This window comes from Halobacterium sp. CBA1126 (assembly GCF_009741975.1).
Taxonomy (GTDB): Archaea; Halobacteriota; Halobacteria; order Halobacteriales; family Halobacteriaceae; genus Halobacterium.
In genome coordinates, this window is sequence record NZ_WPCF01000058.1 from 1 (window position 1) to 16,048 (window position 16,048).

Sequence of the window (16,048 nt, forward strand, 5' to 3'; positions counted from 1 at the left end):
TCGACGTCCGCGAGCGGGCGGTCGACGCCGTCGAGGAGACGGAGGGGATGGAGCCGCGCGCGCTGACCGACGCGTTCGCGGGGTGGGCTCGGCGGGCGCTGCGCGACGCCGAGCGAGCGCTCGCGGGCAACCCGCAGTACTCCTACGGCGACGAGCTGCCGGACCGAGAGAACGTCCGGAACGCCGTCGCTGGCTACGCGCTCGCGACCCACGTGGCGGAGGCGATTCCGCCCGTCGCGGACCGCGTGACGGCCGAACTCCGGGAGGCGGCCCACGAACGAGCCGTGACGGACGCGTAGCGGGGGCGAGGGGGTTTCGGCGTGCCACCGTCAGACGGGGAGACGACGGGCGCTAACCTTTTTGCGCGTGGGGCGGCTCCAATCGAGTAATGGCCAGGCCACCGGAGCTCCTCGAGGACGTGCTCGACGGCATCGACGCGTTGCTCGTGTTCTCGCCGAGCGGCGCGTACTACGACCGCGTGAAAGACGTCGAGGGCGCGGACGTGGTGGTCGTCGCCACGGAGAACGCCGTCGGCGCGGAGACGTTCGTCGAGCTGCCGCTGGCGTTCGACGACGTCAAAGAGCGCATCCGGTTCGGCATCGAGGGCGCGCTCTCGGAGGGCGCCGTCGAGGACGGCGACGAGCTCGGCTGTGCGGCGCCGCTGTTCGGCGACGGCGTCGACATGGTCGCGCGCACGAAGGTCGACGAGTCCCGTCACTCCGGCATCTACGACCTGTTCGCGAACTCGCGGGCCGAGCCCGGGGTCATCCGGGACGTCTTCGAGGTCGCCATCGAACTCGGGCAGAAGGGGCAGAAGGGCAAGCCCGTCGGCGCGCTGTTCGTCGTCGGGGACGCCGGGAAGGTGATGAACAAGTCCCGGCCGCTGTCGTACAACCCCTTCGAGAAGAGCCACGTCCACGTCGGCGACCCCATCGTGAACGTGATGCTGAAGGAGTTCTCGCGGCTGGACGGCGCGTTCGTCATCAGCGACTCCGGGAAGATCGTGAGCGCGTACCGCTACCTCGAACCGAGCGCGGAGGGGACGGACATCCCGAAGGGGCTGGGCGCGCGCCACATGGCCGCGGGCGCCATCACGCGGGACACGACCGCGGTCGCGATCGTGCTCTCGGAGTCCGACGGCCTCGTGCGGGCGTTCAAGGGCGGCGAACTCGTGCTCGAACTCGACCCAGAGGAGTACTGACATGCAAGTCGACCTCAGTCCGGTACTGGACCCCGACTTCCGGTACGTGCTCGGCGTCGCCACGCTGTTCGCGGGGCTCGCGCTCGGCTACCTCGTCGGCCGCGTGAACGAGCGCCTGCTGCTGGCGCTCGGCGTCGACGACGCGGTCGAGGGGACGAGCATCGAGCGGATGGCCCACGACGTCGGGTCGTCGACGGTGTCGCTGGTCGCGCGGCTGACGTCGTGGATCATCTACGTGTTCGCGGTGCTGGTCGCGCTCGAGGTCGCCCAGCTCACGGTGCAGGACGCGGTCTGGTACCCCGTCGTCGGCTTCCTCCCGTCGGTCGTCATCGCGGTCGTGGTGCTGTTCTTCGGCGTCATCGCGGGCGACAAGGCGGAGCTGTTCGTCAGCGAGCGGCTGCGGAGCGTGAAGGTCCCGGAGATGTCGGTCGTCCCGAAGGTCGTGAAGTACAGCGTGCTGTTCGTCGCGGCGCTGGTCGCGCTCTCCCAGGTCGGGGTGGCCATCGAGGCGCTGCTCGTGTTGCTGCTGGCGTACGTCGCGGCGCTGGTCGTGTTCACCGCCGTCGCAACCCACCAGCTGTTGACGTCCGCGGCGGCCGGCGTCTACCTGCTGTTGCGGCAGCCGTACGGCATCGGGGACCGCGTCGCCATCGGCGAACACGAGGGCATCGTCCAGGAGGTGAACGTGTTCGTGACGCGCGTGGAGGACAACGGCCGGGAGTACCTCCTCCCGAACCACCTCGTGTTCGAGCGCGGCGTCGTCCTGGTGCGCGAATGAGTCTGGTCGCGACCGGGGTCGCCGTCGGCGGTTGGGCCCTTCTGACGGCTGGCGGGTGTGCGGTCGTGGCGAGCGCCGAACGCCGGGCGTGGGCCCGCGAGCGCGGGTCGCGGTGGACGCTGCTGTTCGGCGCGCTCGCCGCGGTCCTGATAACCGTCGCCGCGGGCTCGTTCTCGGTGTGGGAGGAAGCGGGCGTCTACCTGCTCGCGGTCGCGGGCGTGCTCGCGTACGCGGCGGGCGCGACTGCGGCGGCGGGCGCGGCCGGGCTCGCGGACGCGGCGACGAGCGACGGCGCGCCGTTCCGCCCGCCGGCTGCGGGCGTTCTGGTGCGCGTCGGCGGTCTACTTCCGGGGGACGCGGACGGCGTTCGCGCTGGCGTTCCTGGCGTTCGCGCTGGCCGCCGTGGTCGCGGGCGTCTCCGTCGACCCCGCGCTGCGAACGGTGGGGTCGCTGTCGGTCGGCGGTGCGTTCGCGTGCCTCACTGGGTTAGCTGTGACTGGCGCGTTCCTCCCGGGGAGCTACGGCGAGGACGCCGCGAAGCGAGTCAGCGCGGCCCGCTAGCGGTCCAGCGGTTCCGCGGGGACGCCGGCGACGGTTTCGCCGGCCGGCACGTCTTCGACGACCAACGAGTTCGCGGCGACCTGTGCGTCCTCGCCGATCGTCACGCCGGGGAGGACGACGGCGCCGGCGCCGACCATCGCGCGGTCGCCGACGACGACCTCGCCGGTGCGGTACTCGTCCTGCAGGAACTCGTGGCAGAGCAGCGTGGCGTCGTAGCCGACGACGGCGTCCTCGCCGACCGTAATCAGTTCGGGCCAGAAGACGTCGGGCGTCGACTCCAGCCCCCACGCGGCGCCGTCGCCGACGGTGACGCCGAGTCGGCGAAGCAGCCAGTTCTTCGCGCGGAGGCTCGGGCAGACGCGCGCGAGCACGACGACGACGTAGTTGAGCGCGACCCGGAGCGGGTGTTTGGCGTCCGGCCACTGCCAGAGGGAGTTCCGCGGGCCGGGCGTCGGGTGGCGGTCGAGGCGGTCGTGGCGCGACACGGTCGCGGGTTCGCGTGCGGCCGCCATGAACCTACGTGTTCCCGGCACGCCGCGAGTCTACGACTACTGTCGAAGGTAGGATTTATTATCGTCGAACTACAGTCGGCAAACGACGAATGTCTACTCGACAGCTGCCGACCGGGGTGGAGTCGCCGCGCGGGAAGCTGGTCTACCTCTACCTCTCCACGAACGAGAGCGCGACGCTGGACGAACTCCACGGCGAACTCGACGTGCCGCGCATCACGCTGTACAGCGTGCTGAAGACGCTGCGCAGCCGCGGCCTCGTGGAGCAGGACGGCGACAGCTACGTCACCGCGCGCCCGCTCTAGGACTCCTCGACGGGGGTGAACGACCCCGTCACGTCCCACGAGTGGACGCAGTAGACGTCGCCCACCTCGTCGTCGACCCGCCAGTTGCCCGCGTCCTCGTCCCAGCGCTCGGAGCGCCCGCACTGCGTGCACGTGCGCTCCTTCGGGGCTCGAATTTCGGCCATCACGCGTACGCAGTCGGTCCGCGGGCTTCAGTGTTCTGTCCACGACAGCGCCTTCGACGGCCGTCGGTCCAAACAGTTACGGCGCCGGGGCGTCCGGGTTCCGGCATGCAGTTCGGCATTCTCTCCACGGCGCACATCGCCGACGACGCAGTCGTACCCGCGATCCGACAGACCGACCACGAGGTCCGCGCGGTCGCCTCACGGACCGCGGACGCCGCGGCCGCGTTCGCCGACCGCCACGACATCCCCGAGTCGTACGACAGTTACGACGCCCTCCTCGAAGCGGACGTCGACGCCGTCTACGTCCCGCTCCCGAACGGCCTGCACGCCGAGTGGGCGAAGCGCGCCGCCGACGCCGGCCTCCACGTCCTCTGCGAGAAGCCCCTCGCCGCGGACGCCGAGGAAGCCGTCGACGTCGCCGAGCACTGCGCGGACGCCGGCGTCACGCTGATGGAGGCGTTCATGTACCGCTACCACCCGCGGACCGTCCGGGCGGTCGAGGTCGCCCGCGAGGAACTCGGCGACCTCCGGCACGTCCACGCGGAGTTCAGTTTCCAGCTCGGGGACGGTCCGGACGTCCGCCTCGACCCCGACCTCGCGGGCGGCGCGCTCATGGACGTCGGCTGCTACCCCGTCAACGCCGTCCGCACGTTCCTCGGCGAACCCGCGCTCGTCTCCGGGCACACCCACGACAGCCGCGACGCCGCCGTCGACACCGACGTCGCCGCCTCACTCGAGTTCGACGACGGCGCCACCGCCACGATAGAAGCCAGCTTCGAGACCCCCCACCATCAGACGTACCGCGTCGAGGGCACCGACGGCTGGCTGGAGGCCGACACCGCGTTCAACCCCGGCGGCGCAGCGACCACGCTCCGCTGGGGAACCGACGAGAAGACCGTCGAGGAGACCTTCGACCCCGTCGACGCCTACGTGCGGGAGGTCGAGCACTTCGCCGCGAGCGTCGCCGCCGACCGCGACCCACTCACGGACGGCGAGGAAGCCGTCGCCAACATGCGCGTTATCGACGCCATCTACGAGTCGTCCGCGACCGGCGAGACGATTCCGCTCTAAGCGTGCTCGCTCCAGAACAGGTCTAGCTGGTCGCCGAGGAACTCCGGGGTCATGCGCGTGAACTCCTCGCGCTCGCCGGGGCCGAGGTACTCGAAGACGGAGTGGCGCGCGCCCTCGACGTACCGCCGGCCGACGAACGCGCGCACGCCGACCTCCTCGGGGCCGCGAATCACGCGCCCGATGGCCTGCCGGGCGCGCCGGACCGCGGGCACCGTGAGCGCGTACTCGAAGGCGTGGTCCTCGCCGAAGGCGTCCGCGTACGCCCGGCGGACGGCCCGCACGCGCGGCGACCCGACGTTGACGAGCGGGACGCCGACGACGGCGCAGGCCGCGAGCTTGTCGCCGTCGTAGTCGACGCCCTCCGTGAGCGTCCCGCGCGTGCTCGTGACGAGGACCTTGCCGTCGCCGCGGAAGAACCGGCGCTTGAGCGCGTCGGTGTCCTCGTTGCTGGAGGACTCGTCGACGAGCACGGGCTTCTCGACGGCGTCCGCGAGGTAGTCCCCGGCCCACGCCGCCTCCCGGTAGTTCGGCATGCAGACGAGGACGTTCCCCGGGGAGCGCGCGACGGTGCGGAGGACGTAGCGGTACTGCTCGCGGGTCTGGTTGGCGTTCTCGCCGGTTGGGTCGCCGCGGTTGCGCGCGGTGAACGGCGTCGCGTCCACGATGAAGCTCGCGCGGTTCTCCTCGGGGAACCGGAGGTCGTACCGGCGCTCCACGACCGGCCGGGCGTCGGCGTCGCCCGCGCCCGCCTCCAGCCGGTCGAGTCCCGTGACCTCGCGGAAGACGTCCAGCGGTTCGAGCGTCGCGCTCATCAGCACGCCGCCGCCGAGCCCCGCGAACGTCTCGCGGAGCGCCCGCGCCGGCATGCAGTTGTACGTCGTCAGCGCGGGCGTGTACGTCTCGGCCCACGCCGCGCCGGCGCGCCCGGAGTCCTTCGGCGCGTGCTCTAGCTCGATCTCCCGGAAGTACGTCGCGTGGTCGCGCTCCCACCACCGCTGGAGGGTGACGCCGACCGCGCCGCAGACCGCCGAGCGGTCGCCGTCGTCCTCCAGAATCGCCGCGACGGCCGTCCCGATGTCCGCCAGCGACCGCCAGAGGCCGCCCGTGTACCCCTGTTCTTCGGCCCAGCGCGTGAGCTCGTCCGGCTCGTCGGTCTCGGGGTCGCGGAGCGGAATCTCGTGGTCGCGCTCGGGGAGGTCGCGTGGCCGGTTCGGGTCGTGGCCCTCGTTCGCGAGATACTCCGCCACCCGGTCGTCGAGCCACTCCGCGACGTCGCCGAGGAAGTCGACGGTCTCCTCGACGGCTTCGAGGGTGACCTCGTAGCTCTGCAACTCGTCGCTGACTTGCTGGCGGTTGGCCTCGCTCTGCTTGGCGGTCGTGAGCAACTGCCGGAGGTCGTTGCGGGCGCGAGCGAGCGTGTGTCGACCAACTCTATCCGAGAGCAGGTCCCGCACGCGCTCCTCGAGGCGGTGGGCCTCGTCGACGACGACGAACGTGCGCTCGTCGAGGAGGTGTTCGGTGAGCCCGCGCGTCTGCGGGTCGAAGAGGTGGTTGTAGTTCCCGATGACGACGTCCGCGTGGTCGAGCATGACCTGCTGGACGCGGTGGGGGCACGTGCCGTACTCGACGGCCGCGGGCAGGAAGTCGTCGCTCGTGACGACGTTGTAGTCGCCGACGTCGAAGCCGACGGGCGAGCCCTTGTTCCGACCGTACCAGTCGGCCTCGAACGGACAGAACAGCGGCGGGTCGCCGTCCGCGAACTCCTCGGGCGCGCTCGGCTGCACGGGGACGTACGGCGAGTCCGCGCCGTCGGTCCGGAGCGGGTTCTCGGAGAGCGTGTGGCTGGCGTCCGCGCGAGCCGAACGCGCGAGGTCGCGCGCCTTCGCGGGGTCCCACCACGGGTCGTCGAGCGCGTCCGTCGTGCGCAGCTCCGTCAACTCGCGGGCGTCCTGCCCGTCGAAGCTCCCGCCCTCGCCGTCGGCCTCCACGAGCTCCGCGGTGGACTCCCGGAGGTCCTCGCAGCGGTCGTGGACGCTCGCGTCCCGCGGGAACACGTCCTCGCGGCCGTACGGGCAGAGGTCCCGCTTCCCGACGAGCGCGACGCCGTCCAGCGGCTCGTCCAGCCCGGCGTTCATCTGCCGGAGGTCCGCGACGAACTGCTGGAGCTGCTGTTTCACGGGCGTCACCACGAGCACGCGCTCGTAGTCGTCGGTGCGCCGGACGAGCTGGGCGGCCGCGGTGAGCGCGGCCATCGTCTTCCCCGTCCCGCAGGGGCCCTCCATCGCGAGGTAGCCGCCGCGCTCGCCGGCGTCGACGGCCGCCTCGATGGCGTCGGCCTGCTGGTCGTAGGGTTCCTCGAACCCGAAGAACTCCCGCCAGTCGTCGTCGCCCATTCGGTAGAGGGTGGGGCGCCACGCGGTATGAACGTACGGATTGCCGAACGGTCGCCGGGGAGGGGCAACGTTTTACTCCAGTGTCTCCGACACGGACCAACGCGATGATTGAGCACCGCGACCAGGTCGACGTCCCGCTGGTCGAGGACGCGCCCGACGCGTCCGTCGACGCGATTCGGTCGCTCGAACAGTGCCCGCCGACGCCCGCGACACGCTCGCCGGACGGCGGCTGAGACCGATGAGCGACGACGCCAACCCACGCATCCTGCTCGTCGAGGACGACCCGGGGGGACGCCCGCCACGTCCGGGAGCTGCTCGACGACGCGGTGTCGCTGGCGGCCCGCTCGTTCGACGACGACGCGCTCGTCGACACGGACGACGGCGCGGCGGCGGCCGACCCCGTCGTCCACGAGCGCAGCCTCGCCGACGCCCTCGACCACCTCGACGACGCGGGCGCCGACGTCGTGCTCCTCGACCTCGACCTCCCCGAGAGCTCCGGGCTGGAGACGCTGTCGACGCTGCTCGACCACCACGAGGACGTGCCGGTCGTCGTCCTCACCAAGCTCACCGACCGCGAGGTCGGGCGGGAGGCGCTGCGGCGTGGCGCCGAGGAGTTCCTCGCGAAAGACGAGATCAACGCCGAGCTGCTCGTGCGCTCGATCCACCACGCCATCGAGCGGCGCGCGCACCGCCGCGAGCAGCAGCGCTACGAGACGCTCATCGAGGAGTCGACGGACGTCAACGCCATCGTCGACCCGGACGGCACCGTCCGGTACGTCACGCCGTCCGTCGAGTACGTGCTCGGCTACGACCCCGACGAGCTGGTCGGCGAGGACGCCTTCGAGTACATCCACCCCGACGACCGCGCCGCGGTCCGCGAGGCGTTCGACCGGCTGGCCGGCGACGACGACTACCGCGCGACCGTCGACTTCCGGTTCCGGAGCGCGGACGGTTCGTGGGTCTTCCTGGACGGCCGCGCACGCAACCTCCGCGACGAGCCCGCCATCGGCGGGTTCGTCGTCTACACGCGGGACGTCACGGAGCAGCGCGAGTACGAGCGACAACTGGAGGCCCAGCGCGAACGCCTCGCGGCGCTGAACCAGCTCAACGACGTCGTCCACGAGGTCGCGAGCGCGGTCGTCGACCAGTCCACCCGCGAGGAGATCGAGCGCATCGCCTGCCAGCGCCTCGCGGCGTCGCAGTCCTACGAGTTCGCGTGGGTGGGCGAGCCCGACCCCGAGACGGAAGCGGTGAACGTGCGCGCGAGCGCCGGCACCGACGGCTACCTCGAGGACGCGTCGCTGTCCGTCGACCCCGAGGACTCCAGCGGTCGGGGGCCGACGGCTCGCGCGCTCCGGACTGGAGAGATACAGACGGTCCAGAACGTCTTCGAGGACGACGACTACGAGCCGTGGCGCGACCTCGCGGACGAGTACGACTTCCAGTCGTCGGCCGCCATCCCGATTCGCCACGAGGACACCGTCTACGGGGTGTTGAACGTGTACGCCGACCGGTCGAACGCCTTCCGCGAGCAGGAGCGGAACGTCGTCGAACACCTCGGGAACCTCGTCGGGCACGCCATCGCGGCCGCCGAGCGCAAGCAGGCGCTGATGAGCGACGCGGTCGTCGAACTGGAGTTCCGCATCCGGGACGTGGGGGACGCCATCGGCGCCGGGGCGGTGCCGGAGACGCCGATCGAGTTCGAGCAGACGATATCCGTCGACGACGACGAGTTCCTCGTCTACGGGACGGTCGCCGAGGACGGCCTCGACGACGTCGAACGGCTGACGGAGACGGTGCCGTTCTGGGAGTCGGTCTCGGTCGTCGGCGAGGACGTCGACGGCGTCCGGTTCGAGCTCCGGCTCTCGGACCCGCCGCTGATGTCCACGGTCGCGTCGCTCGGGGGGTCGGTCCGGCGGGTCGTCGTCGGCGACGAACTCAAGCTGACCGCGCAGTTCCCGCAGGACGCGGACGTGCGGGAGGTCGTCGACGCGCTACAGGAGGAGTACGACTCCGCGGAGGCGGTGGCGCGCCGGCAGGTCACCGACCGCGACGAGCGGCCGGGCCGGCTCGCGGACGTCTGGTCCGAGGAGCTCACCGACCGCCAGCGCACGGTCGTCGAGACGGCGTACTTCGCGGGGTTCTTCGAGTGGCCGCGCGCGACCAGCGGCGAGGACGTCGCGGCGTCGCTGGACATCTCCGCGCCGACGTTCTCCCAACACCTGCGCGCCGCTCAGCGGAAGATCTTCGCGGGGCTCGTCGGCGACGACCCGGACGACTAGAACTGCGGAAGCGAGAGCGGCACCGACCCCTTCGTGTAGCCGTCCACGGTGCCGTCGGGTCGGACGCGGAAGACCACCGCGGGCCGGTGGCCGACGTCGGGCTGTTCGCCGCGGACGCGGCGCCACTCGTCGTCGGGGAACGACGAGCAGTCCACGAACAGGACGGCGCCGCCGCCGTGCTCCTCCAGCTGGCCGCCGGTCTTCGTCGCCGCGGTCTCCTTGACCGCGCGAATCGGGGTGTCGGCGGCGCGGTCGTTCGTCGGGACGGGACGGGTCACTTCGACGAGCACGCCGTGTTCGCCGTCGCGGTCCGCGCGGAAGTCCAGCGAGTGTCCCGTCGTCACCTCGATCTCGGGCGTAATCTCGTAGCCGGCCTCGTGGAGCAGCCACGCCGCGTGGAACTCGCTCATCGCGGCGCTCGCGCGCGCCACGTCGAGGAACTCGGAGGTGCCGAGCTTCCCCGCCATCACGTGCCGTTCGTCGTCGAGAATCCCGGTGTCGAGGAACGACTCGTAGAAGGACAGCGCGGCCGCGGGGTCGGCGTCGGGGAAGCCCGCGGCGTGCTCGCTGAAGAACGCGCGGGTCGTCTCGCGGCCGTCCTTGGACATGAAGACGGGCAGGAAGAACCACGACAGCGTGGGGTAGTCGGCGAGCCACGGGTCCTCGTCGTGGAGTTCCGCGAGGAACTCGCGCTGGGCCCACTCGGAGACGTCGTCGGGGGCCTCGGAGAACGACTGCTTGTCCGTCCGCCACAGCGCCTCGGGTGTCTCCGTGTTGCCGAGCCACCAGCCGCCGTCGCGGTTCCAGCAGAACAGCGCGGTGTCGCCGTTGTCCACGTCGAAGCGCCGCGCCTCGTACCCCTCGGGGGGTTTGAACCACGGCGTCGAGCTGCTCGCGCCGAGGTTGTCGTCGAGGTCCCGTTGGAGCTGGTCGCGGACGCTGTCGGCACTCCACGACTCGGTCGACCGCCGGAACCGCAACGGTTTCGCCACACGCGGAGTAGGCCAGCGGCAGGGATGAGTCTGTCGTCGGCGCCGTGCGTCAGACGGACTCGAGCTCTTCGGGGCGGTACGTGACGGCGTCGCGGCCGTAGTCGTCGAAGCGCACGACGACCCGCGGTTCGTCGCTGCCGGGACGCACGTCGGTGACGACGCCGTCGTCGCCGAAGTGCTGGTGGCGGTCGTAGCCGTGGACCGCGAGTTTCGCCTTGTCTGCGGACTGCCGGGCGACGCGTACCGGTTGGCCCAGCCGGAGTTCGGTCTCTTCGAGTTGCATGGTAACGTATAACACACCATCTGTGATGAGTGTTTCGGCGATTCCGCCGGCGCGGACGAACACGTTCGGGAGAACACGCACCCGCGACGGCGCCGAACGCTCACCTGCGATGACAGCGAAAACACTCGACCTGCGAGACGTCCCGCCGCCGGAGCGCCACCCCAAGATACACGACGCCTTCGACGAACTGGACAGCGGCGAAGCGCTCGAACTCGTCAACGACCACGAGCCGAAGCCGCTGTTCTACGAGATGCAGGCGGAAGTCGACTCCTTCGACGCCGACGCCTACGAGGTCGAACAGCGCGGCCCCGACGAGTTCGTCGCGAAACTCCCGAAAGCCTGACCGCCGCCTGCTCGCGTCGCCACCCACCACCTGACTGCGTCGTGCCCACCACCTGACCGCGTCGCCATCCACCGCCTCCGCCGGCGTCGCGCCGGCAATTCCATCTAGTTGTCGGCGTTCGTTCCTGTGACGCGGACTACTCCGACGACGCGTCCCCCGGCGCGTCGTCGTTCCCGGCCGCGTCTCCGTTCTCGCCGTCCACATCGCTGTTCCCGCCGTCCACGGATTTCTCCAGCGTGACGCGGTGTGGCGCGTACCCGCGGCGCTCGTAGAGGCGGCGCGCGGCCTCGTTGTCCCAGAGCGCTTCGACCGCGAGCGTGTCGGCGCCGTCCTCCCGGAGTTGTGCTTCAGCGTAGTCGAGTAGCGCCGACCCTACGCCGTCGCCGCGCGCCTCCGGCAGCACGTAGACGTTGTCCACGACTCCCCGGGTCGCGTCGGTCTCGAAAAAGCCCGTCTCGACGTGGAACATCACGAACCCCACGGGCTGACCGCCGGTCCGAGCGACCGCGCAGTCCCCGGTGTGGACGTACTGCGCGACGAGGTCGCGGGCCTGCTCGCGGTTCTCCCCGGCGAGCAAGTGCGAGTCGTGGTCGCGCTGCTCGCGGGCGAGCGCGACCCACAGCTCCGTGACGGCTCCGACGTCCTCGCCGGCCGCAGCCGTCACGTCCATCAGCAGTCCCCCGCGGACGGCGGCGCAGCGCCGCGAGCGTTGGTTCGCGTCATCGGAGCGCCTCCACGGCCGGCAGCGACTCGCCCGTGAGCAGCCGCAGCGCCGCGCCGCCGCCGGTGCTGACGTGCTCGAACCCCGAGAGCCCGAACTGTCGGATGGCCGCGGCCGTGTCGCCGCCGCCGACGATGGTGTACTCGGCCTCGGTCGCCGCCTCGAAGATGCCCCGCGTCCCGGCCGCGAACGCTTCCTCCTCGAAGACGCCGGCCGGCCCGTTCAGGACCGCCGTCCCGGTCTCGCTGAGGATATCGGCGTACGCGTCGACCGTGTCGCTGCCGACATCCTGCACCGGCTCGTCGCGCCCCGGCGGGAGTTCCTCGACCCCGAGTTCGACGCGCTCGCCGTCGCGCTCGACGGCGACGTCCTGCGGGACGTGGATGTGGTTGCCGTACTCGTAGAGGAGGTCGTCTGCGCGCTCGATCTCCGTCTCGTAGCCGCGGTCGTGGACGAACTCCGTGCTCGTGTGCCCGATGTCTACGCCCGCCGCCGTGAGGAAGACGTTCGCCACGACGCCGGTCACGAGCACGTGGTCCGCGAGGTCGTTCGCGAGCGCGTGCTCGACGACCGTCACGGAGTCCGGGACCTTCGCGCCGCCGACGACGTACGTCCGCGGCGTCGGCGTCTCCTCGATGGCGCCGAGCACGTCCAGCTCCGTCTCCATCACGCGGCCCGCGTACGAAGCCAGCAGCTCCGGGAACCCCACCAGCGACGGCTGCGAGCGGTGCGCGGCCGCGAACGCGTCGTTGACGAACGCGTCCAGTACGGGGGCGAGCCGCGCGACGAGGAACGTCTCCGCGGCGCGGTCGGCGGGGAACTCCATGTACTCCTCGCTGTAGAACCGCGTGTTCTCGAGGAGGACCGCCGTCCCCGAGTCGAGCGCGTCGACGGCGTCCCTGGCTTCCGCGGAGAAGGTAGCGTCGCAGTACGAGACCGGGTTGTCGAGGAGCTCGTCGAGCCGGTCGGCGTGCGGTTCGAGGCGCGCGAACTCGTCGCCGCCCGGCCGCCCCTGGTGGGCGAGCACCGCGACCCGCGCCCCGCGGTCGAGCAGTTCGTCGAGCGTGTCCACGTGCGCTCGCAGGCGGGCGTCGTCGGCGAGCGTTCCGTCCTCGGCCAGCGGGCTGTTGATGTCGACCCGCACCCCGACCGCGGCGTCGGCCGCGTCGAGGTCGTCGAGGGTCCGTATCGCCATGTGGTGGGACCGAGTGAAGCGGCGGGCATAGGCGTTTCTGTCCGTCGCGGACAGTCACGCGCCCGAATTCGGGTATCCGGACGCGAGTAAACGTCTGCCGGCGGTCGCGTGCTCAGGGGTGGTGTTCGGTTCGGGGCGAGTTTCGGGGCCGGTGGTCGGGGCGGGGCTGTGTCCGGGAGCTGGCGGTCAGACCGGCTGACACTCCGGGCAGAGGAGCTGGCCGTTGACCTCGACGAGCTCGTGGGCGAGCCCGCCGCAGCTCTCGCAGACGCCCTGCTCGCCGTAGCTGTCCCCGGAGTCCGCGCGGTCGGCGCCGCCCGGTGGCGCCGACGGGGCTGCGGGCGCGCCGCGAATCCGCTTCTCCACGGTCGGCGCGATGTCTTTCGCCTCCACGACGCCGTGGACGCCGTCGTCGTCCGCGACCAGCACCCGGGGGTCGCCGGTGCGCCCCATCAGGTCCGCGGCGTCCGCGACCGAGGCGTCGAGCGACAGCGACTCCGGCGTCCCATCCATCACGTCGGCGGCCGTGACCGCGTTCGGGTCGTGGCCGTCGAGGACGACGTCCATCACGGTCTCTGCGGTGACGACGCCGACCGGGTCGGTGCCGCGGAGGACGACCGCGCTGTTCGTGTTCTCTTCCCGCATCAGTTCGACGGCGTCGAGGAGTTCGTCGGACTCGCTGACCCCCACGAACTCCTGGGAGAGCACGTCCCTGAGCGCTAACTGTGCCATGTGGTCACGTAGCACGCAGTCGGGCTAAAAGGTGTTCCCAAAACGCGTATACAGTCCGGCGTCGAAGGTCTCTGGGACCGAACCCGGAGTGGTGGGAGCGAGACGCGTGGCGGCCGCGAACCGCGGGATTCAACACCGCTGCCTGCGCTCTCGTGTAGTAATGACCATCCCGTCGTTCGCTATCGGCATCGCCGGGGGCACGGGCGCCGGCAAGACGACGGTAGCGCGCGAGATCACCGACAACGTCGAGGAGGCGGCGACGCTCATCCCGCTGGACAACTACTACAAGGACCTCAGCCACATGGACTTCGAGGAGCGGGCGAACGTCAACTACGACCACCCCTCGGCGTTCGAGTGGGACCTCCTCCGCGAGCACCTCGACGCCTTGCTCTCCGGGCAGGCCGTCGAGATGCCCCAGTACGACTTCGCCGAGCACCTCCGGAAGGAGGAACGTGTGACCGTCGAACCGACCGACGTCATCGTCCTCGAGGGGATTCTCGCGCTGTACGACGAGGACGTCAACGACATGCTCGACCTCCACATCTACGTCGAGACCGACGCCGACGTCCGCATCCTCCGGCGCATCGAACGCGACGTCGTCGAGCGCGGCCGCGACCTCGAGGGCGTGATGGACCAGTACCTCTCGACGGTGAAGCCGATGCACGAGCAGTTCATCGAACCCACGAAGAAGGACGCCGACATCATCATCCCGGAGGGCGCGAACGCGGTCGCCGTCAACCTCCTCGAGGAGAAAGTACAGGCCGAGAGCTCGGAGATGGCGGCGTGGGCCGCGCGCGGCGACGACGAGCGCTACGAGCGCGACGGCGAGATCGACGTCGGCGCGCCCGAGGACTCGAAGTAGCTCGCAGGAGCAGTCCGCGGTTACAGGTTATTTTAGCGACTGTCGGGCGGCTACCGTTCCGGCGGGTGGTAGTCCCAGACGTTCGCGCGCCGCAGCCCGTCGCCGACGGCCTTGTGGAACGCGACCTTCGTCTCGAACTCGTCTTCCTCGACGTGTTCGAAGATCTCGTTCACCGAGAGCACCTTCTCGTGGTTGACGCGGACCGGCCACTCGCCGAACTCCGCGAGGAACGCCTCCTTCTCGAGCGGGAAGTCGTCGTCCTCGTCGACCATCTTCGAGAGCACCGCCATGTCGTAGTTTCGGCCGCCCTCGCTGCCCTTCTCGCCGTCGGGGTCGTGGACCCAGTCCCGGCCGGAGGGGTCTTCCATCTCTGCCATACTCGTGTCCTTCGCCGCCTGCCTCAAAACCGTTTCTCAATCCGCGTCGGGGATTCCAGCGGCTCGCCGGGTCGACGCGCGCAGAAAGCCAGCGGTGAGGATGGGATTTGAACCCATGAGGCTGACGCCACCGGTTTTCAAGACCGGCGCAATAGGCCGCTCTGCCACCTCACCGCGCGAGCGACCGTACGACGAGTGGACGGTTCAAACTGTCGTTGTCCGGCGTTCGGGAACGCCCCTCCCCCGGATTTCGAGTGTTCTGTGGCGGTCGTGGGGGTGGTCGGTTCGACTCGATTCTCGTGGTGGTGGCGGGTGGCCCGACACACGCCCACCCCGTTTTGCAAGTGTTCTGGCGGAGGCGGCCGGCGGGGAGAGGTTCCGTGGCACGGCGTTCCGGGCGTGCACTACGTGATTGCCGGGGTTGGACGCAGTGGGTGAGTGACGCGGGGAACAGAGCGAACACGCGAAACAACGGAAACGATAGAACCGAGGGTATTATGGTGGGCGGGCAGAAAGCGACTCGCAAGCGATGAAGACGCCGTTCCGCGACCGCGTCGAGCTGTTCACCAACAAGGACGTCCTCAAGGACCACTACGAGCCCGAGGAGATCCTCGAACGCGACGAGGAAATCGACCAGTACGCCAACGCCCTCCAGGACGTCGTCGACGGCTGGGAGCCCGACAACGTCTTCGTCTACGGGAAGACCGGTGTCGGCAAGACCGCGGTGACGCGGTACATGATGGACGCCCTCGAGTACGAGGCCGGGGACCGCGAGGGCGTCGACGACGTGGTGAGCGTGGAAGTGAACTGCCACCACCACCCGTCGTCGTACCAGGCCGCCATCGCGCTCGTGAACGAACTCCGTGCGGACACCGACCGCGACCCGCTCACCACGGGGCTGTCGACGTCGGACGTGCTGAACGCGCTGTTCGACGAAATCGAAGCTCGCGAGGGCACCGTGCTCATCGTGCTCGACGAGATCGACAACCTCGGCGACGACGACATGCTGCTCTACCAGTTGCCGCGCGCGAAGACGAACGGCAACATCGAGGACTCGCAGGTCGCCGTCGTCGGCATCTCCAACGACTACACGTTCCGCAACGATCTCTCGCCGAAAGTCCAGGACACGCTCTGCGAGCGCGAGATCAAGTTCCCGCCGTACGACGCGAACGAACTCGTCACGATTCTCACGGACCGCGCCGAGCGCGGCCTCCGCGGGGACGTCCTCGAGGACGGCGTCATCCCGCAGTGCGCGGCGCTCGCCGCCCGCGACCGCGGG

At 70.3% G+C, this 16,048-nt stretch carries 20 protein-coding genes and 1 tRNA gene; 11 read left to right on the plus strand and 10 right to left on the minus strand.

Annotated elements, in window-relative coordinates; translation table 11 throughout:
• The 4 genes from GJ634_RS15495 to GJ634_RS09340 form a co-directional block, all read left to right on the plus strand.
• Positions 1-299: hypothetical protein (locus GJ634_RS15495; RefSeq protein ID WP_197425467.1), on the plus strand; the 299-nt coding region annotated here is incomplete at its 5' end.
• Positions 300-388: 89 nt separating this feature from the next.
• The gene (gene dacZ, locus GJ634_RS09330) at positions 389-1,201 is read left to right on the plus strand and encodes a diadenylate cyclase DacZ (protein ID WP_157502425.1); all 813 of its coding nucleotides are present in this window, start codon (positions 389-391) and stop codon (positions 1,199-1,201) included.
• Between the two features lies 1 nt (position 1,202).
• On the plus strand, positions 1,203-1,979 hold the full coding sequence (locus tag GJ634_RS09335; RefSeq protein WP_157502427.1) for a mechanosensitive ion channel domain-containing protein: 777 nt from the start codon (positions 1,203-1,205) through the stop codon (positions 1,977-1,979).
• A 402-nt stretch (positions 1,980-2,381) separates the two neighbouring features.
• Positions 2,382-2,540, plus strand: coding sequence for a hypothetical protein (locus tag GJ634_RS09340; RefSeq protein ID WP_157502429.1), 159 nt, complete (start codon positions 2,382-2,384; stop codon positions 2,538-2,540).
• On the opposite strand, the gene GJ634_RS09345 is transcribed toward GJ634_RS09340, so the two are convergent.
• On the minus strand, positions 2,537-3,052 hold the full coding sequence (locus tag GJ634_RS09345; RefSeq protein ID WP_157502431.1) for an acyltransferase: 516 nt from the start codon (positions 3,050-3,052) through the stop codon (positions 2,537-2,539). The two genes, GJ634_RS09340 and GJ634_RS09345, sit on opposite strands and share 4 nt — an antisense overlap.
• 89 nt (positions 3,053-3,141) lie before the next feature.
• Between GJ634_RS09345 and GJ634_RS09350 the strand changes: the two genes are divergently transcribed.
• Complete coding sequence (locus tag GJ634_RS09350) at positions 3,142-3,354, plus strand: helix-turn-helix domain-containing protein (protein WP_157502433.1); 213 nt, start codon at positions 3,142-3,144, stop codon at positions 3,352-3,354.
• On the opposite strand, the gene GJ634_RS15500 is transcribed toward GJ634_RS09350, so the two are convergent.
• Positions 3,351-3,518: an HEWD family protein gene (locus GJ634_RS15500; protein ID WP_197425468.1), complete on the minus strand. Its 168-nt coding sequence runs from the start codon at positions 3,516-3,518 to the stop codon at positions 3,351-3,353. The two genes, GJ634_RS09350 and GJ634_RS15500, sit on opposite strands and share 4 nt — an antisense overlap.
• A gap of 105 nt (positions 3,519-3,623) precedes the next feature.
• Here GJ634_RS15500 and GJ634_RS09355 point away from each other — a divergent pair, with 105 nt between their 5' ends.
• Positions 3,624-4,589 carry a Gfo/Idh/MocA family protein gene (locus GJ634_RS09355; protein ID WP_157502434.1) on the plus strand — a complete coding sequence of 322 codons (966 nt, stop codon included), beginning with the start codon at positions 3,624-3,626 and terminating at the stop codon, positions 4,587-4,589.
• Here GJ634_RS09355 and GJ634_RS09360 read toward each other — a convergent pair.
• The gene (locus GJ634_RS09360) at positions 4,586-6,982 is read right to left on the minus strand and encodes an ATP-dependent DNA helicase (RefSeq protein WP_157502436.1); all 2,397 of its coding nucleotides are present in this window, start codon (positions 6,980-6,982) and stop codon (positions 4,586-4,588) included. The two genes, GJ634_RS09355 and GJ634_RS09360, sit on opposite strands and share 4 nt — an antisense overlap.
• Positions 6,983-7,086: 104 nt before the next feature.
• Between GJ634_RS09360 and GJ634_RS16450 the strand changes: the two genes are divergently transcribed.
• Both GJ634_RS16450 and GJ634_RS09365 read left to right on the plus strand, forming a co-directional pair.
• Entirely contained in the window at positions 7,087-7,215 is a 129-nt protein-coding gene (locus GJ634_RS16450; protein ID WP_269449529.1) for a hypothetical protein, read from the plus strand.
• Between the two features lie 93 nt (positions 7,216-7,308).
• On the plus strand, positions 7,309-9,264 hold the full coding sequence (locus GJ634_RS09365) for a bacterio-opsin activator domain-containing protein (protein ID WP_157502438.1): 1,956 nt from the start codon (positions 7,309-7,311) through the stop codon (positions 9,262-9,264).
• On the opposite strand, the gene GJ634_RS09370 is transcribed toward GJ634_RS09365, so the two are convergent.
• Together GJ634_RS09370 and GJ634_RS09375 are read right to left on the minus strand one after the other, a co-directional pair.
• Entirely contained in the window at positions 9,261-10,256 is a 996-nt protein-coding gene (locus GJ634_RS09370) for a DUF5784 family protein (protein ID WP_331714085.1), read from the minus strand. The two genes, GJ634_RS09365 and GJ634_RS09370, sit on opposite strands and share 4 nt — an antisense overlap.
• Before the next feature lie 49 nt (positions 10,257-10,305).
• The gene (locus GJ634_RS09375) at positions 10,306-10,539 is read right to left on the minus strand and encodes a hypothetical protein (RefSeq protein WP_157502440.1); all 234 of its coding nucleotides are present in this window, start codon (positions 10,537-10,539) and stop codon (positions 10,306-10,308) included.
• A gap of 109 nt (positions 10,540-10,648) precedes the next feature.
• On the opposite strand from GJ634_RS09375, the gene GJ634_RS09380 reads away from it, so the two are divergent.
• Complete coding sequence (locus GJ634_RS09380; protein WP_157502442.1) at positions 10,649-10,882, plus strand: DUF2249 domain-containing protein; 234 nt, start codon at positions 10,649-10,651, stop codon at positions 10,880-10,882.
• A gap of 136 nt (positions 10,883-11,018) precedes the next feature.
• Here the strand turns inward: GJ634_RS09380 and GJ634_RS09385 are convergent, their stop codons facing one another.
• The 3 genes from GJ634_RS09385 to GJ634_RS09395 form a co-directional block, all read right to left on the minus strand.
• Complete coding sequence (locus tag GJ634_RS09385) at positions 11,019-11,552, minus strand: GNAT family N-acetyltransferase (protein ID WP_157502444.1); 534 nt, start codon at positions 11,550-11,552, stop codon at positions 11,019-11,021.
• A gap of 49 nt (positions 11,553-11,601) precedes the next feature.
• Positions 11,602-12,798: a phosphoglycerate kinase gene (locus tag GJ634_RS09390; protein WP_157502446.1), complete on the minus strand. Its 1,197-nt coding sequence runs from the start codon at positions 12,796-12,798 to the stop codon at positions 11,602-11,604.
• Positions 12,799-12,984: 186 nt separating this feature from the next.
• Positions 12,985-13,530: a cyclic nucleotide-binding/CBS domain-containing protein gene (locus GJ634_RS09395; RefSeq protein WP_157502448.1), complete on the minus strand. Its 546-nt coding sequence runs from the start codon at positions 13,528-13,530 to the stop codon at positions 12,985-12,987.
• Between the two features lie 160 nt (positions 13,531-13,690).
• Here GJ634_RS09395 and udk point away from each other — a divergent pair, with 160 nt between their 5' ends.
• On the plus strand, positions 13,691-14,392 hold the full coding sequence (gene udk / locus GJ634_RS09400) for a uridine kinase (RefSeq protein WP_157502450.1): 702 nt from the start codon (positions 13,691-13,693) through the stop codon (positions 14,390-14,392).
• 50 nt (positions 14,393-14,442) lie between these two features.
• On the opposite strand, the gene GJ634_RS09405 is transcribed toward udk, so the two are convergent.
• Positions 14,443-14,769 carry a DUF5785 family protein gene (locus GJ634_RS09405; RefSeq protein WP_197425469.1) on the minus strand — a complete coding sequence of 109 codons (327 nt, stop codon included), beginning with the start codon at positions 14,767-14,769 and terminating at the stop codon, positions 14,443-14,445.
• Positions 14,770-14,861: 92 nt separating this feature from the next.
• A tRNA-Ser gene (locus GJ634_RS09410) sits at positions 14,862-14,943 on the minus strand.
• A 355-nt stretch (positions 14,944-15,298) separates the two neighbouring features.
• Here GJ634_RS09410 and GJ634_RS09415 point away from each other — a divergent pair.
• Positions 15,299-16,048: AAA family ATPase (locus tag GJ634_RS09415; RefSeq protein ID WP_157502452.1), on the plus strand; the 750-nt coding region annotated here is incomplete at its 3' end.

Excerpts from the sequence above, each read along its gene's own strand:
- GJ634_RS16450 (WP_269449529.1), top strand. The coding sequence starts at position 7,087 with ATGATTGAGCACCGCGACCAGGTCGACGTCCCGCTGGTCGAGGACGCG.
- GJ634_RS09385 (WP_157502444.1), bottom strand. The coding sequence starts at position 11,552 with ATGGACGTGACGGCTGCGGCCGGCGAGGACGTCGGAGCCGTCACGGAG.
- GJ634_RS09405 (WP_197425469.1), bottom strand. The coding sequence starts at position 14,769 with ATGGCAGAGATGGAAGACCCCTCCGGCCGGGACTGGGTCCACGACCCC.
- GJ634_RS09360 (WP_157502436.1), bottom strand. The coding sequence starts at position 6,982 with ATGGGCGACGACGACTGGCGGGAGTTCTTCGGGTTCGAGGAACCCTAC.
- GJ634_RS09355 (WP_157502434.1), top strand. The coding sequence starts at position 3,624 with ATGCAGTTCGGCATTCTCTCCACGGCGCACATCGCCGACGACGCAGTC.
- GJ634_RS09395 (WP_157502448.1), bottom strand. The coding sequence starts at position 13,530 with ATGGCACAGTTAGCGCTCAGGGACGTGCTCTCCCAGGAGTTCGTGGGG.
- GJ634_RS09375 (WP_157502440.1), bottom strand. The coding sequence starts at position 10,539 with ATGCAACTCGAAGAGACCGAACTCCGGCTGGGCCAACCGGTACGCGTC.
- GJ634_RS09390 (WP_157502446.1), bottom strand. The coding sequence starts at position 12,798 with ATGGCGATACGGACCCTCGACGACCTCGACGCGGCCGACGCCGCGGTC.
- udk (WP_157502450.1), top strand. The coding sequence starts at position 13,691 with ATGACCATCCCGTCGTTCGCTATCGGCATCGCCGGGGGCACGGGCGCC.
- GJ634_RS09345 (WP_157502431.1), bottom strand. The coding sequence starts at position 3,052 with ATGGCGGCCGCACGCGAACCCGCGACCGTGTCGCGCCACGACCGCCTC.
- GJ634_RS09380 (WP_157502442.1), top strand. The coding sequence starts at position 10,649 with ATGACAGCGAAAACACTCGACCTGCGAGACGTCCCGCCGCCGGAGCGC.
- GJ634_RS09335 (WP_157502427.1), top strand. The coding sequence starts at position 1,203 with ATGCAAGTCGACCTCAGTCCGGTACTGGACCCCGACTTCCGGTACGTG.
- GJ634_RS09350 (WP_157502433.1), top strand. The coding sequence starts at position 3,142 with ATGTCTACTCGACAGCTGCCGACCGGGGTGGAGTCGCCGCGCGGGAAG.
- dacZ (WP_157502425.1), top strand. The coding sequence starts at position 389 with ATGGCCAGGCCACCGGAGCTCCTCGAGGACGTGCTCGACGGCATCGAC.
- GJ634_RS15500 (WP_197425468.1), bottom strand. The coding sequence starts at position 3,518 with ATGGCCGAAATTCGAGCCCCGAAGGAGCGCACGTGCACGCAGTGCGGG.